At 70.3% G+C, this 15,142-nt stretch carries 16 protein-coding genes; 10 read left to right on the top strand and 6 right to left on the bottom strand.

Translation table 11 applies throughout. From position 1 onward, the window contains the following. Positions 1–28 precede the first annotated feature (28 nt). Positions 29–466, top strand: a complete 438-nt coding sequence (locus AC1RTC_RS08415) for an Lrp/AsnC family transcriptional regulator (RefSeq protein WP_493155068.1) — start codon at positions 29–31, stop codon at positions 464–466. Further along, positions 466–828, top strand: coding sequence for a GntR family transcriptional regulator (locus AC1RTC_RS08420; protein ID WP_493155069.1), 363 nt, complete (start codon positions 466–468; stop codon positions 826–828). Before AC1RTC_RS08415 ends, AC1RTC_RS08420 begins: the two co-directional genes overlap by 1 nt. 175 nt (positions 829–1,003) lie before the next feature. Here the strand turns inward: AC1RTC_RS08420 and AC1RTC_RS08425 are convergent, their stop codons facing one another. Together AC1RTC_RS08425 and AC1RTC_RS08430 are read right to left on the bottom strand one after the other, a co-directional pair. Continuing rightward, entirely contained in the window at positions 1,004–4,444 is a 3,441-nt protein-coding gene (locus tag AC1RTC_RS08425) for a proline dehydrogenase family protein (protein ID WP_493155071.1), read from the bottom strand. 296 nt (positions 4,445–4,740) lie between these two features. Then, positions 4,741–5,310, bottom strand: a complete 570-nt coding sequence (locus AC1RTC_RS08430) for an NADPH-dependent FMN reductase (RefSeq protein ID WP_493155072.1) — start codon at positions 5,308–5,310, stop codon at positions 4,741–4,743. A 78-nt stretch (positions 5,311–5,388) separates the two neighbouring features. On the opposite strand from AC1RTC_RS08430, the gene AC1RTC_RS08435 reads away from it, so the two are divergent. Genes AC1RTC_RS08435 through AC1RTC_RS08450 form a run of 4 tightly spaced genes read left to right on the top strand, consistent with a single transcriptional unit; the run spans position 5,389 to position 9,227 of the window. Further along, a complete protein-coding gene (locus AC1RTC_RS08435) occupies positions 5,389–5,868 on the top strand; it encodes a MarR family winged helix-turn-helix transcriptional regulator (protein ID WP_493155073.1) in 480 nt (159 codons plus the stop codon). A 13-nt stretch (positions 5,869–5,881) separates the two neighbouring features. Continuing rightward, a complete protein-coding gene (locus tag AC1RTC_RS08440) occupies positions 5,882–7,384 on the top strand; it encodes a phytoene desaturase family protein (RefSeq protein WP_493155074.1) in 1,503 nt (500 codons plus the stop codon). Positions 7,385–7,427: 43 nt separating this feature from the next. Continuing rightward, positions 7,428–8,780 (top strand): FAD-binding oxidoreductase, encoded by a 1,353-nt coding sequence (locus tag AC1RTC_RS08445; RefSeq protein ID WP_493155076.1) that lies wholly within the window; start codon positions 7,428–7,430, stop codon positions 8,778–8,780. A 9-nt stretch (positions 8,781–8,789) separates the two neighbouring features. Next, positions 8,790–9,227: an SRPBCC family protein gene (locus AC1RTC_RS08450; protein WP_493155078.1), complete on the top strand. Its 438-nt coding sequence runs from the start codon at positions 8,790–8,792 to the stop codon at positions 9,225–9,227. Positions 9,228–9,255: 28 nt separating this feature from the next. Here the strand turns inward: AC1RTC_RS08450 and AC1RTC_RS08455 are convergent, their stop codons facing one another. Then, the gene (locus AC1RTC_RS08455) at positions 9,256–9,771 is read right to left on the bottom strand and encodes an acyl-CoA thioesterase (RefSeq protein ID WP_493155079.1); all 516 of its coding nucleotides are present in this window, start codon (positions 9,769–9,771) and stop codon (positions 9,256–9,258) included. 47 nt (positions 9,772–9,818) lie between these two features. Between AC1RTC_RS08455 and AC1RTC_RS08460 the strand changes: the two genes are divergently transcribed. Next, the gene (locus AC1RTC_RS08460; RefSeq protein ID WP_493155080.1) at positions 9,819–10,202 is read left to right on the top strand and encodes a RidA family protein; all 384 of its coding nucleotides are present in this window, start codon (positions 9,819–9,821) and stop codon (positions 10,200–10,202) included. A 164-nt stretch (positions 10,203–10,366) separates the two neighbouring features. On the opposite strand, the gene AC1RTC_RS08465 is transcribed toward AC1RTC_RS08460, so the two are convergent. Further along, positions 10,367–11,287 (bottom strand): DNA-3-methyladenine glycosylase family protein, encoded by a 921-nt coding sequence (locus tag AC1RTC_RS08465; RefSeq protein ID WP_493155240.1) that lies wholly within the window; start codon positions 11,285–11,287, stop codon positions 10,367–10,369. A gap of 51 nt (positions 11,288–11,338) precedes the next feature. Between AC1RTC_RS08465 and trhO the strand changes: the two genes are divergently transcribed. Then, positions 11,339–12,196, top strand: coding sequence for an oxygen-dependent tRNA uridine(34) hydroxylase TrhO (trhO, locus tag AC1RTC_RS08470; protein WP_493155081.1), 858 nt, complete (start codon positions 11,339–11,341; stop codon positions 12,194–12,196). Between the two features lie 123 nt (positions 12,197–12,319). Here trhO and AC1RTC_RS08475 read toward each other — a convergent pair whose 3' ends face one another. Continuing rightward, positions 12,320–12,649, bottom strand: coding sequence for a DUF4190 domain-containing protein (locus tag AC1RTC_RS08475; protein WP_493155082.1), 330 nt, complete (start codon positions 12,647–12,649; stop codon positions 12,320–12,322). Between the two features lie 135 nt (positions 12,650–12,784). On the opposite strand from AC1RTC_RS08475, the gene AC1RTC_RS08480 reads away from it, so the two are divergent. Beyond that, entirely contained in the window at positions 12,785–13,810 is a 1,026-nt protein-coding gene (locus AC1RTC_RS08480) for a 6-phosphofructokinase (protein WP_493155083.1), read from the top strand. Positions 13,811–13,837: 27 nt separating this feature from the next. Further along, complete coding sequence (locus tag AC1RTC_RS08485) at positions 13,838–14,242, top strand: DUF1304 domain-containing protein (protein WP_493155084.1); 405 nt, start codon at positions 13,838–13,840, stop codon at positions 14,240–14,242. A gap of 125 nt (positions 14,243–14,367) precedes the next feature. Here AC1RTC_RS08485 and AC1RTC_RS08490 read toward each other — a convergent pair whose 3' ends face one another. Continuing rightward, complete coding sequence (locus tag AC1RTC_RS08490) at positions 14,368–15,135, bottom strand: uroporphyrinogen-III synthase (protein ID WP_493155085.1); 768 nt, start codon at positions 15,133–15,135, stop codon at positions 14,368–14,370. Between the last annotated feature and the right edge of the window lie 7 nt (positions 15,136–15,142).

Below are 15,142 nucleotides of genomic sequence, written 5' to 3' on the forward strand. Positions count from 1 at the left end.
GCACACGAAATCACCATAGGCTCGCCGGATGGACAATCTCGACTACGGCATCATCGACCTCCTGCGGCTCAACGCGCGGGCGGGCTACGGAGACATCGGCGAGGTGATCGGCCTCTCCGCGTCCGCCGTCAAGCGCCGGGTCGACCGGCTGGTTGCCGACGGCGTGATCCGCGGGTTCACGATCCAGGTCGACCCGAACGTCGACGGCCTCGCGACCGAGGCCTATGTCGAGCTGTTCTGCCGCGGCACCGTCGCGCCGGAGGAGCTCAAGCGGATCCTCTCCGGCGTCCCCGAGGTGGTGGACGCCGGAACTGTCACCGGCTCCGCCGACGCGATAGTGCACATGCGGTCGAGGGACATCGCCTCGCTCGAGGTCGCCCTCGAGAAGGTGCGGCTAGCGCCGAACGTTGATCACACGCGCAGCGCGATCGTGCTCTCGCGGCTCATCCACCGGACGCACGACTGATGGCCCTGTTCACCGTCGACCACGACTCCAAGGTCACCCTCTACGAGCAGCTTCGCACCCAGATCATCGAGCAGGTCGCGAGCGGCGAGCTCATCGTCGGCACGAAGCTCCCCCCGGTGCGGCAGCTCGCTGCCGAGCTCGGCGTCGCACCGTACACGGCCGCGCGGGTCTACCGGCTGCTGGAGCAGGACGGCTTCCTCGAGACGCGCGGCCGCAACGGCACCGTCGTGAGTGCTCGGGAGGACACCGCAGAGTCCACCCTGCAGCTCGCCGCCAGCCAGTATGCGGCGCGGGCGCGGGAGCTGGGCATCCCGGCGGACGCCGCCCTGGAGTTCGTGAGGGCTGCGCTCTCCGCTGGTTGAGTAGAGCGCTCTGGCGCTCGTATCGAAACCGGGTTGCGAAGTGGTTTCGATACGAGCCCTAGCGGGCCCTACTCAACCCGCCGAGTGGTGGGTTGAGTAGAGCGCTCTGGCGCTCGTATCGAAACCCTGTTGAGAAGTGGTTTCGATACGGCCGCGGGCGGCCTACTCAACCCGCCTAGACCGGCAGGCCCGCCATGTCGGAGTCGGGGTTGCCGAAGCGGTGCGCCGTGATGCTGACGGCCTGCTCGTGCAGGAACGGGAGCAGCTCGATGCGCCCCGCGGTCGTGACCGGGCCGGACCAGACCGCGACATCCACGCTGCCCTGGAGCGCCTGCGCGAGGGCGAGCGGGTCGCCTCCGATCAGTCGCACCCGGCTGGTGCGAAGCTCGCCCGCGGCCACCCGCCCGAGCCACGCCGCATCTGACTCGATCTCCACGGAGCGCACGCTCGCGGGCGCCAGCGGGTCGTCGAAGGACTGCACCAGCGCGGTGGGCAGGGGAACGGGCGAGCTGATCGTCACCCGCGACCCGGCGAGCGCGGCCGCCGCGATGAGCCGCACGAGGTGCCCGAGCGACTCCCCCTCCGAGAGGCGGATCGTTACCGGCACGGGCAGATAGCGGAACACGTTGCGCTCGACGCCGAGAGCCGAGACATCCCGGTTCACACCGAACTCCGACTGCCACGCCAGCTCGTCGCTCTGCGCGCCCCTGCGCACCCGGTCGAACTCGGGGAAGTCGAGCCCGCCCTGCGCTTTCTTGATCACGGAGGCGACGCGGTCGGAGATGCCGGGCAGCAGGATGTCGTTGTGCGGCTCGTGCTCGACGGCCTCCCACGAGCCGAGGGTGAGCAGGTAGTTGGGCCCGCCCGCCTTGGCCGAGGTGCCGACCGTGGAGCGCTTCCACCCGCCGAAGGGCTGGCGGCGCACGACCGCGCCCGTGATACCGCGGTTCACGTAGAGGTTGCCCGCCTCGACAGTGTCGATCCAGTGGGCGACCTCCGCGGCATCCAGCGAGTGGATGCCCGCCGTCAGGCCGTACGGAACGGCGTTCTGCAGCGCGATCGCCTCGTCGAGGCTCGACGCCGTCATGACGCCCAGCACGGGGCCGAAGTACTCCGTGAGGTGGAACTCGCTGCCGGGCTGCACTCCCCCGCGCACGCCGGGCGCCCACAGCGCGCCGGACTCGTCGAGCTCACGGGGGCGCACCAGCCAGTGCTCGCCCGGGTCGAGGGTCGTGAGCGCTTTGAGCAGCTTGCCGTGGGCGGGCTCGACGATCGGGCCGACCTGGCTCAGCGGGTCCTGCGGGTAGCCGACGCGCAGGGTCTTCGTGGCGTCGATGAGCTGGCGGCGGAACCGCTCGCTCGTGCCCACCGATCCGACCAGGATCACGAGGGATGCCGCGGAGCACTTCTGCCCCGCGTGGCCGAACGCCGACCGCACGACGTCGCCGACCGCGAGGTCGAGGTCGGCGGACGGGGTCACGATGATGGCGTTCTTGCCGCTCGTCTCCGCGAGCAGTGGCAGGTCGGGCCGCCACGAGCGGAACAGCTCGGCCGTCTCGTACGCCCCGGTGAGGATGACCCGGTCGACGGTCGGGTGCGATACCAGCCGGCGGCCGAGCTCGCCCTCCTCGATGTCGACGAGCGCGAGCACGTCGCGCGGGACGCCGGCCTCCCACAGCGCCTCGACCATCACGGCGCCGCTGCGGCGGGCCTGTGGCGCGGGCTTGATGATGACGGCGCTGCCCGCGGCGAGCGCCGCCAGCACGGAGCCGGCCGGGATCGCCACCGGGAAGTTCCACGGGGGCGTCACCACCGTGAGCCGCGACGGGCGGAACGTGGCGTTCTCAACGCCGTCGAGCTCGAGCGCGCGCTCCGCGTAGTACCGGGCGAAGTCGACAGCCTCGCTGACCTCGACGTCGCCCTCGGCGATCGTCTTGCCGGTCTCGCTCGCCATGACCTCGATGAGGCGCCCGCGGAAGACGCCGAGCACGTCTGCCGCATCGCGCAGGATGCGCGCGCGCTCCGCCGCGGGTCGGGCGCCCCAGCCCTCGCCGGCACGGGCGCCGCCGATGATGCGCTGCATGAGCGTGTTCTCGTCGCCCACGTGGGCGTCGCGGATCGTGTCGCTGCCGATCGCCGAGTCCGCGACGCGCGCGAGGACGGCGTTCGCCCAGACCCGGTTCGCCGCGATGGCGGTGTCGGTGTCGGGCTCGTTGTGGAACGCGGCATCCTCGCGCACGCCGTTCTCATGGCCGCGGTGCTGGACCCGGTGGGACGACGGCACCGTCGTGTCGAGCTGGTCGAGCGAGTCGAGGAAGCGCTCGGCCTCGCGCGCGAACACCGCTGGGTTGTCGGCGAGCTCGAAGACCCCGGACATGAAGTTCTCGCTTGACGCGTTCTCCTCGAGGCGGCGGATGAGGTAGCTGATCGCGGAGTCGAACTCCCCCGGGTGCACGACCGGGGTGTAGAGCAGCAGCCCGCCGACGTCCTTCTTCACGGCCTCGGCCTGCCCGGTGGCCATGCCGAGCAGCATCTCGAACTCGACCCGGTGCTCGACCCGGCGCTGCTTCGCGAGCAGCCAGGCGAACGCGATGTCGAAGAGGTTGTGGCCCGCGACGCCGATCCGCACGGCGTCGGTGCGCTCCGGCGTGAACGCCCAGTCGAGCACGCGCTTGTAGTTGGTGTCGGTCTCGCGCTTGCTGCCCCAGGTCGCGAGCGGCCAGTCGTGCATCGTCGCGTCGACATTCTCCATGGCGAGATTGGCGCCCTTCACCACGCGCACCTTGATGCCCGCGCCGCCCTGCCGTCGCCGCTCGATCGCCCAGTCGGTGAGGCCCTGCAGTGCGGAGAGCGCGTCGGGCAGGTAGGCCTGCAGCACAATCCCGGCCTCGAGATTGCGGAGCCTCGGCTGCTCGAGCAGCTTCTGGAACACCGCGACGGTCAGATCGAGGTCGCGGTACTCCTCCATGTCGAGATTGATGAACTTGGCGGTGGGGGATGCCGCGGCCAGCTCGTAGAGCGGAGTCAGCCGCTCCACCACGCGCTCCACCATGTCGTCGAAGGCCCACATGCTCAGCTGAGCGGCCACCGACGACACCTTGATCGACACGTAGTCGACGTCGTCGCGGGCCAGCAGGTCGCGCGTCCCGGCGAGGCGCTTGTTGGCCTCGTCATCGCCCAGCACCGCCTCGCCGAGCAGGTTCAGGTTGAGCCGGATGCCCCGCTGCCGGAGCTTCACGAGGCTCTTGTCGAGCTTCTCGGGGGTCGCGTCGATCACGAGGTGCCCGACCATGCCGCGCAGCACGCGCCGCGCGATCGGGACGATCGGCCACGGCAGGATCGCGGCGAACCCGCCGCCGACGACGATCGCGGCGCGTAGGTACCACGGCAGGAACGAGGGCACGAGCCGGCTCAGCCGCTCGAGGTTGCGGCCGGCGACGCGCAGGTCCTCGGGGCGCACCACCTTGTCCACGAAGCCGATGGTGAACTCGAGGCCGCGCGGGTCTTTCAGCACGCCCGCGAGTCGGGCAGCGCTGGGGTCGGGCTTCACATCCGCGGATTCGGCCAGCCAGCGGCGGACGGTCGCCAGGGTCTCGTCGGCAAGCTCAGAAGGCATGTATCGAGCTTAGGTGTGGCAGTTGCGGCGAGGAATGGAGTTGTGCGCACGGAACCTGTGTGCGATTGGGCGCCTACGCAGGATCCGTGCGCTGGGGTGGGTTGAGTAGGCGCTCCAGCGCCGTATCGAAACCCGGTGGGTTGAGTAGGCGCTCTAGCGCCGTATCGAAACCCGGTGGGTTGAGTAGGCCCCCTAGGGCCGTATCGAAACCCGGTGGGTTGAGTAGGCCCCCTAGGGCCGTATCGAAACCACGCCCGCGAACAACCGGTTTCGATACAGGCGCCAGAGCGCCTTACTCAACCCGCCTCGCGCACGGTGCGCAGCGCGCCCGCCCACGACTCGACCTGGCCGAGCATCGTGGTGAGGCCGGGCTCGAGGTGCGGCAGGGGCTTGAGGGTCGTGTAGCCCTCGAAGTCGGTGACCAGGGACACGGCGACCTGCTGGCGCACGTCGGCGATCTGGAGCTCGCCGACGATGAGGCGCAGGTGCTCGACCGCGCGCGTGCCGCCCGCGACGCCGTAGCTGACGAAGCCGGCGGCCTTGTTGTTCCACTCGGCGTAGATGAAGTCGATGGCGTTCTTGAGGGCCCCCGAGGTGGAGTGGTTGTACTCCGGCGTCACGAACACGAAGCCGTCGTACTGGGCGATCGCGGCGGCCCAGGCCTTGGTGTGCTCATTCTCGTAGCGGCCCTGCGAGGCGGTGATGGCCTCGTCGAGGTGCGGTAGTGCGAAGTCGGCAAGGTCGACGAGCTCGTACGTGGCCGAGTCGCGCTTCGACGCCTGCTCGAGCACCCACTTCGCCACCTGCTCGCCCCTGCGGCCGGGACGGGTGCTGCCGAGGATGATGCCGATCTTGAGGTCTGACACGGATGCCCTTTCAGTAGTTGACGTGTCACCGTAACTCCATCATGGATGACGTGTCAACTACCGAGTAGGATAGGTGACATGACCACCGAGACCACGCAGCACGAGAAGGAACTATGGCGTTCCTTCTACATCATGCGCCGGCAGCTCGAGCTCACCCTCGAACGTCGCCTGCAGGCTGACGCGGGGATCTCCACCGCGGACTACGAGATCCTCATCGCCCTCTTCAACGACCCCGCGAAGCGCCTCCGCGCCGGCCAGATCGGCGACATCATCGGCTGGGAGAAAAGCCGGGTCTCGCACCAGATCACGCGCATGGAGCAGCGCGACCTCGTCAAGCGCCAGGAGTGCGGCGATGACGCCCGCGGCGTGTGGGTAGTCCTCACGGAGGACGGCGACCGCGCGGTGCTCAACGCCGCGAACGACCGCCAGGAGGCGGTGCGCCAGTACTTCTTCGACGTGCTCGACGACGACGAGAAGGACGCGCTGCTGCGGATCTCGCACAAGGTGCTCGACACGATCAAGCCCCCGATCTGCGACGAAGTGAACGCTCCTGCCTGAGCAGCGCGATGTCGTGATCGTCGGCGGCGGCCACAACGGACTGGTCGCCGCGGCCTACCTCGCCCTCGCGGGCAAGCGCGTGACGGTGCTCGAGCGGCTCGACCACGTCGGCGGTGCCGCCGTCTCCGCGCAGGCATTCGAGGGGGTGGATGCCCGCCTCTCGCGCTACTCGTACCTGGTCTCGCTGCTCCCCGCGAGCATCATCCGCGACCTGCGCCTCGACATCACCCTCGCCCGGCGCCGGTACTCGTCCTACACTCCGGACCCCGGGACCGACCGCGGCCTGCTGGTCGACAACGAGTCCCCCGGCGCACCCGACGGCTGGCACGACTTCTACGCGGGCACCGGCCGCCTCGCGCGGGCGCTGTTCCCCACCGTGACCGAGCCGCTGCTCACCCGCGCCGAGGCACGGCGGGCTGTCGGGGATGACGCGCTCTGGGCATCCCTCATCGAGCGGCCGATCGGCGAGACGATCGCGGAGGCCTTCACCGACGACCTGGTGCGCGGGGTGGTCCTCACGGACGCGCTCATCGGCACCTTCGCCCCCAACATCGACGAGACTCTCGCGGGCAACCGCTGCTTCGTCTACCACGTGATCGGCGGCGGGACCGGAGACTGGGACGTGCCCGTCGGCGGCATGGGCGCCGTGACGGGCGAGCTCGCGCGGGCCGCGCGGCTCGCCGGCGCCGAGATCGTCACGGGCGCGGAGGTCACCGGCATCACTCCCGACGGCGAGGTCGCGTACCGGCACCGCGACGAGGAGCGCGTCCTCGCGGCGGACTGGGTGCTGGCGAACGTGGCGCCCTCCACCCTGGAGCGCCTGGTCTCGACACGGCCGCAGGCTGCCACCTACACCAGCGAGGGTGCCCAGGTGAAGGTCAACCTCCTCGTCTCGCGCCTCCCCCGCCTGCGCGACAGCGCAGTCGACCCGGCCGCGGCGTTCGGCGGCACCTTCCACATCAACGAGACGTGGTCGCAGCTCTCCACGGCCTACGACGCGGCGAGCGCGGGCCGCGTGCCCGATCCGCTCCCGTGCGAGATCTACTGCCACTCGCTCACCGACCCGACGATCCTCTCCCCCGAGCTGCGGGCGAGCGGCGCGCAGACCCTGACGGTCTTCGGCCTGCACACCCCGGCGCGGCTCGTGACCGAGGCGAACAACGAGGAGATGCGGGCATCCCTGCAGGCTGCGGCGATCGCCTCCCTCGACAGCGTGCTCGCCGAGCCCATCGAGGGGCTTCTGCTCGCCGATTCGGCGGGCCGCCCCACGATCGAGACCAAGACGACACTCGACCTGGAGCGGGCCCTCGGGCTGCCCGGCGGCAATATCTTCCACGGCCCGCTGTCGTGGCCGTTCGCCGAGGACGACGCCCCGCTGGAGACCCCCGCCCAGCGGTGGGGAGTCGCGACCGACCACCCCCGGATCCTGCTGTGCGGCGCCGGCGCCCAGCGCGGCGGCGGGGTGAGCGGCCTCGGCGGCCACAACGCGGCGATGGCGGTGCTCGAGGCGGGCTAGATCCACCTGTCGGGCTGTCGCCGGCGGGCGCTAGCGTCGACCCATGACTGACTTCTCCGCCCTGCGCTCGGCCGTGTCCGGCCCCGTCCTCACCCCCTCCGACGAGGGCTTCGCCGCCGAGGCCGCCGGCTTCAACCTCTACTACTCCCACACCCCCGCCGTCGTCGTGGGCGCGACGAGCGTCGCCGACGTGGTCGCGGCCGTCACCTTCGCACGAGACAACGGGATGCCCGTGCGCGTGCTGGCGACCGGCCACGGCTCGCACGCCCTCGTGACCGACGGCGTGCTGGTCACCACCGGCCGGCTCGACGAGCTCACCATCGCCGACGGCGTCGCCACGATCGGCGCGGGCGTCCGCTGGGGCGCCGTCGTCGCGGCTGCTGCCGAGCTGAGTCTCGCACCGATCACCGGCTCCTCCACGAACGTGGGCGTCGTCGGCTACATCCTCGGCGGCGGCCTCGGCCCGCTCGCCCGCAGCCACGGCTTCTCGAGCGACTACCTGCGCGGGGCGACCGTCGTGCTCGCCTCGGGCGAGGTGGTGCACGCGAGCGGCACCGAGAACGCGGACCTGTTCTGGGCGCTGCGCGGCGGCAAGGGCGGCTTCGGCGTCGTCACCTCCGTCGAGGTGCAGCTCGTCGCACTGCCCGGGCTCTACGCCGGCGCGCTCGTCTTCCCGGAGGAGAGCATCGAGCCCGTCCTGCGCGGCTGGGTCGACTGGACGGCCTCGGCCCCGGCCGACGTGACCACGAGCATCGCGATCATCCACTTCCCGCCGGTCGAGCAGGTGCCGGAGGTCTTCCGCGGAAAGACCCTCGCCATGCTGCGCTTCGCGTACCCCGGCGACACCGCCCGCGGCGAGGAGCTCGCCGCCCCGCTGCGCGCGCTGGGCACCCCGATGATCGACGGCGTACGCCCGCTACCGCTGGCCGACGTCGCGCAGATCCACAACGACCCGACGGACCCCTCGCCCGCGTACAGCCGTGGGGCCCTGCTGTCGTCCGTCGACCAGGAGTTCGCGACGGCGCTGCTGCAGTCCGCCGGCCCCGGGGTGCAGTCGCCCGTCATGGTCACCGAGGTACGGCACATCGGCAGTGCCACCGCCCACGATGTGCCCGAGGGGTCGAGTGCGGGCGGGCGGGCATCCGGCTACACGCTGTCCCTCATCGGCGCGCCGAACCCCGCCTTGTTCGAGACCGTGCTGCCGGGCGCCACGGACGCCGTGCTCGGCAGCCTGGTGGCCTGGCTGTCGCCCGAGACGAACATCAACTTCGCGGGCGGCCCGTCGGCGGCCGACTTCCCGAAGGCCTGGCCGGCGGAGACCTTCGCGCGGCTCGCGTCAGTTCGCGCGGCAGTGGACCCGCAGGGAGTCTTCGCGTATGGCCCGAAGGAGGCCTAGGGTCGAAGCATGCTGCAGGCGACGGGACGGGTGGTCAGGGATCGCGACGGGCTCGAGCTGCTCGTCCAGCGCCGACTGCCCGTGCCGTCCGCCACGGCGTGGGAGTGGCTCACCTCCCCCCGGCGCCTCAAGCGCTGGGGCGAGCACGTCACTGTCCTCGACAGCCAGCCGCAGTCCCGCCTCACCGCGAGCTGGGGGCCGGATGCCGCGCCCGTGACGGTCTCGCTCGCCGAGCTCGACGGCTCGACGATGGTGTACGTGTCTCACCGGGTGCCGAGCGCGCGGCAGGCCGGCGTCAGCGGACCAGCGCTCGAGTTCGCCCTCGACCGCCTCGTCGCGGCGCAGTCGGGCGGGGCCATGCCGTCGAAGGAGTCGTACCTCCCGCAGCAGCCCTACTACGAGCGGCTCGCGATGGACGGCGACCCGGACGCCTGGCCCGCGAGCTAGTCGGCCCGCCAGCACGTCGGCGCGAGGCCTAGGCCCACTCGCTGGGCGCCGCGTCCCGGGTGGGCGGCAGCTGGATGCTCGCTGCCCAGTCGGCGACCCAGGCCGGTGGGCGCAGCGCCGTGTCGGTGCCCGTGAGCTCCGCCAGCTCGGCGAGGCTCACGGTTCCGCCGCTCTTCTTGAGGAAGCGCGCCCGGGTCATGGCGCTCATGTAGATCTCGCCGTTCACGACGAAGCGCTGTTCCGCGTACACCGCGCGGTCGTCGTAACCGACTATGCGGGTTTCGAGCACGAACCTGGTGCCGTGGGTGAGGGACTTCCGGAAGGTGGCGGTCTCGTTGGCCATCACCGGGTAATACCCCTTTGCGATGAACTTCTTCCACAGCCCGGCGCGGATCATCAGGTCCATCCGCCCCAGGTCCATGAGCGAGAAGTACACGCCGTTGTTCATGTGGCCGAGCACGTCGAGGTCGGTGGCGACGACGCGCAGGGGAAGCCGGCTCACGTCGTGGATGCCCAGTGGCGGCTTCCTGCGGCTGCGGATCATATGGATGAGTGTCCGGAAGATCAGGTGCACCGCGTTAGGTTATTCGAATGCGCACTCTCTACTCCTCCGGGTCAGCCTGGGAGAACAAAATGGGCTACTCCCGGGCCGTGCAGGTTGGAGATTCCCTCTACATCTCGGCGACTTCTGCGGCTGCCGCAGACGGCTCCGTCTCGGGCGACCTCTACGAGCAGACCCGTTTCGCCCTCGAGAAGCTGGGCCCTGTACTCGCCGAGGCGGGCTTCCACTACGAGGACGTCGTCCAGTCCAAGGTCTACGTGACGAACATCGCCGACTGGGAGTTGGCGGCGAAGGCCCACGGCGAGGTCTTCGGCGACATCCGCCCCGCGCTCTCGCTCCTCCACGTGCTCCCCTTCCTCGACCCGGCAATGCTGGTCGAGGTGGAGCTGGTCGCCCACCGCGTCGCGGGTTGAGTAGCGCCCTCCAGGGCGCGTATCGAAACCCCGGGTGAGGGTCGAGGTGGAGCTGGTCGCCCACCGCGTCGCGGGTTGAGTAGCGCCCTCCAGGGCTCGTATCGAAACCCCGGGTGAGGTTTCGATACAAGCGCCAGCGCGCCCCACTCAACCAGCCTGGAACCTCAGTGCGCTCGATGGTCCTGCACGGTCATGCGGGGGCCGAAGCGGGGCTTGGTGAAGCCGCTCGACTCGATGAGGCGCATGATGCGCTGGCGGTGGCCGGCCCACGGTGACAGCAGTTCGAGCATCCCGTCGTCGTCGACAGGCTTGCCGATGAGGGCCCAGCCGACCAGAGCGGGCAGGTGGTAGTCGCCGACGCTCGGGGCGTCGGGGTCGCCGTGGGCGCGCTGAGTGGTCTCGGCGGCGGTCCACACGCCGACCCCCGGGACGCTGCGCAGTGCCCGCTCGACGACGGACCCGCCGCGGCCGTGGGCCAGGGTGCGCTCGAGGGACTCCGCCACGATCGCCGCGCGCACGGCGGTGGCCGAGCGCTCGGGGCCGACCCCCGCGCGGTGCCACTCCCACGACGGGATGCGGCGCCACGTCTCGGGCGCCGGGAAGACACGCATGGTGGCGGGCGCGGGCCCGGGCGCGGGCGTTCCGTACTTGGCCAACAGCACCCGCCACGACCGCCGTGCCTCGAGCCCGGTCACCTTCTGCTCGACGATCGCGCCGACCATCATCTCGAAGACCTGGCGGGTGCGCAGAAGGCGAAGCCCGGGGTTTCGGCGCAGGGAGTCCGCGAGGAACGGGCTGCCCGAGACATCCAGCCCCGACCAGTCGTCGCCGTCGCCCAGCAGCTCGGGCACGCCCGCGATCGCCCACTCGGCGCCGGGGCCCCACGCGGTGGCCTCGATGCGGTCCGCGCGCTGCGCAAGGTGGAGGGTGGCGGGGCCGTCGGGCGCGCGCAGGGTGCGCCAGACTCCGGATGCGTCGACCTGGTAGGTCGGCTCGACCGGGCCGCGCTGCAGGGGTCGCAGGGTGAGAAGCAGGTTGACCGCGCGGGCGGGGGCATACGTGGTGCGGAGGGGCTGCGCATCCACGATCGTCACGGGTCGAGGATACGTGCACTGGCCGACACGTAGCATTGCCGGGTGGCAGTCCCCAAGGTCCTCCTGTTCTACGCGTTCACGCCGCTCGCCGACCCGGAGGCCCTGCGGCTGTGGCAGCGCGACCTGTGCGAGTCACTGGGGCTGGGCGGCAGGATCATCCTCTCCAAGGACGGCATCAACGGCACGGTCGGCGGCGAGCTCGACGCGGTGAAGAAGTACCGCAAGAAGACCCGGGAGTACGCGCCGTTCCACGACATCGACTTCAAGTGGAGCGACGGCAAGGGCGACGACTTCCCGCGGCTGAGCGTGAGGGTGCGCGACGAGCTCGTGAGCTTCGGAGCCCCCGGCGAGCTCGTCGTCGATGAGGGCGGGGTCGTCGGCGGGGGCATCCGTGTCAGCCCTACCGAACTGCACGACCTGGTCGCCCGCAAGGATGTGACCTTCTTCGACGGGCGCAACGCCTTCGAGGCCGAGATCGGGCGCTTCAGGAACGCGGTGGTGCCGGATGTCGCGAACACCCGCGACTTCGTCGCCGAGCTCGACAGCGGCAAGTACGACCACCTGAAGGACGAGCCGGTCGTCACCTACTGCACCGGCGGGATCCGCTGCGAGGTGCTCTCGGCACTCATGGTCGCGCGGGGTTTCCGGGAGGTCTACCAGCTCGACGGCGGCATCGCGACCTACGGAGAGCAGTACCGGGATGCCGGGCTCTGGGAGGGCTCGCTCTACGTGTTCGACAACCGCATGGCCGTGCAGTTCAGCGACGACGCCGCGGTGATCGGGCGGTGCACAGTGTGCGGGGAGCCGACGAGCCGCATGCAGAACTGCAGCGACCTCGCCTGCCGCGAGCAGCTCGTGGTGTGCGAGAGCTGCGGCCCCGAGGTCTACTGCGCGGGTTGAGTAGAGCGCTCCAGCGCTCGTATCGAAACCCAGCGGGTTGAGTAGAGCGCTCCAGCGCTCGTATCGAAACCCAGCCCAACGACGAAGCGCCCCGGCGAACCGGGGCGCTCCGCTGTGCTGTGACTAGCCGCAGGTGACGGTGACGCCGTTGTCCAGCTCGTGGACACCGCTGCCGAGCTCGGCGCACTGCGCGGCGAGGCCCGCAGCGCCACCGACGACGACCACGACGATGATGATCGTCGCGATGATGCCGAGAATGCCGAGGACGATACCGACGGTGGCCGGGGTGTTCTTGAAACCGGCGCGCTTGGACTGGCCGCGCGCGACGATGCCGAGGATGAGGCCGATGAGCGAGAGGCCCAGCGGGACGGTGAGGAGGATGGAGACGATCCCGAGGACCTTGCCGGGAACGGTGGCGGGGGCGGCGGCGGGAGCCGGGGCAGCTGCAGTCATTAAATTTCTCCAAGAGAGTTTGCGTGCACCACGTTGGAGCACGTCGGCATGACTCTAGCGCTCAGGTGCCTTTCAGGTACATGCCCTATTCGGCGCGTGGAAAGTGGGTTTCCCGGTATGCGCCATGATTGATTCATGGCAATCGGCATCCTCACCAGCGGCGGCGACTGCCCCGGGCTCAACGCTGTCATCCGCGGGGCGGTCCTCAAGGGCACCCAGATCTACAACCAGGAGTTCCTCGGCTTCCGCGACGGCTGGCGCGGCGTGGTCGACGGCGACGTCATCCCGCTCGAGCGCAAGGACATCCAGGGCATCGGCAAGCAGGGCGGAACCATCCTCGGCACCTCCCGCACCAACCCCTTCGAGGGCAACGGCGGCGCCGACGTCGTCAAGGCGAACATGGACCGCCTCGGGGTCGACTCCCTCATCGCCATCGGCGGCGAGGGCACCCTTGCCGCGGCGAAGCGCCTCACCGACGCCGGCATCAAGATCGTCGGCGTCCCGAAGACCGTGGACAACGACCTCTCGGCGACCGACTACACCTTCGGCTTCGACACGGCCACGCAGATCGCCACCGACGCCATGGACCGCCTCCGCACCACGGGCGACTCGCACGGCCGCTGCATGGTCGCCGAGGTCATGGGCCGCCACGTCGGCTGGATCGCCCTGCACTCGGGCATGGCCGCGGGCGCGCACGCGATCCTCATCCCCGAGCAGAAGACGAGCATGGACCAGATCTGCGTCTGGGTGAAGTCGGTGATGGACCGCAAGCGCGCTCCGCTGGTGGTCGTCGCCGAGGGCTTCAAGCTGGACACCATGGATGACGCGCACTCCGAGCGCGGGCTCGACGCGTTCGGCCGCCCCCGTCTCGGCGGCATCGGCGACATCCTCGCCCAGGAGATCGAGGCCCGCCTCGGCATCGAGACCCGCTCGACGACGCTCGGCCACATCCAGCGCGGTGGGACCCCGACGGCCTTCGACCGCGTGCTCGCCACGCGGTACGGGATGGCCGCCGTCGACTCCGTGATCCACGGCCGCTGGGGCCGCATGGTGTCGCTCAGCGGCACCTCCATCACCCACGTGCCGTTCGAGGACGCCCTCGGCAAGCTCAACACGGTGCCACAGTCGCGCTACGACGAGGCCGCTATCCTCTTCGGCTGAGCCCGAATCCGTGCCACACTGGCGGGCATGAGCGCCTTCGTCATCATCGGTTCGGTCTTCGTCCTCATCGCAGCCCTCATCCACCTGCTGATCTTCTTCCTGGAGAGCGTGCTGTGGTCGCGGCCCGCGGTCTGGAGGCGCTTCGGCCTCAAGACGCAGGCTGAGGCCGACACGGTCAAGCCGATGGCGTTCAACCAGGGCTTCTACAACGTGTTCCTCGCGCTCGGCGCGGGCGTCGGGCTCGTCATGCTCGGCTCCACGAACTGGCAGCAGGGCGGCATCGCGCTGAGCATCTTCGCGTCCCTGAGCATGGTGCTCGCCGCCCTGGTGCTGATCACGTCGTCGCCGAAGCTCGCTCGCTCGGCCGCGATCCAGGGTGTGGCGCCGCTCATCGGCGTCGTCTTCCTGGTGCTGGCGCTGACGACGGCCTAGCCCGCCGCGCGTCGTTCGCGCTACAGGTTCTGTTTCGCGCTACTGAAACTGTTGTGGCGCAACTCAAGAGCTGTAGCGCGGCATGCTTCGTCCGCCAGGCTCCGCGCGCTGGCTCAGTGCGGCAGCTAGTCGGCTGCAGCGCCCCGTGCCGCGTGCTCCACGAGCGCCGCGACGAGTGAGTCGGCGGAGCGGTCGTCCGCGATGAGGTCCACCGTCAGACCGGCCGCGCGCGCGTCGAACGCGGTCCGGGGCCCGATGCACGCGACGACAGTGCCCTCCGGCAGCGGCGCGAGCTGAGCGGCGATCTGGCGCGCGACGGAGCCCGAGCTCACCAGCACCGCGCCGATGCGGCCGGATGCGACGTCCGCCGCGACCGTGTCCGACACCGGTACGCCGACCGTCCGGTACGCGGCGATGAACTGCACGTCGAGCCCGAGCTTGCCGAGCCCGGTGACCAGGTTCGGCTCGGCGATGTCGGACTGCGGCACGAGCACGCGGCCCGTGATCTCCGAGTGCGGCCACTCCTTGACGAGCCCGCGCGCCGAGTTGTCGGCCGCCGGCACGAAGTCCACGCGGTAGCCCGCGAGCACGAGGGCGGCGGCGGTCGTCTCCCCCACCGCGGCGATCTTGGTCGTGGGCGGGATCGTCGCGCCCTGACCGACGAACACATCGACGGTCGTGGCGCTCGTGACGACGAGCCAGTCGAACTGGCCGTCCTTCAGTTCGTGCAGCGCGTTGGCGAGCGCGGCGCCGTCGTCAGCGCTCGCGAAATTGATCATCGGCGCGATGACGGGTATCGCGCCGTAGCTCCTGAGGGTTGCCGCAACGCCGTCACCCCACTTGCCGCCTCGGGGAACGAGCACGCGCCAACCGCCGAGCGGTTTGGCTGCCATGTGCCTA

It is taken from the genome of Rhodoglobus sp. GW821-FHT12B09, assembly GCF_058809925.1.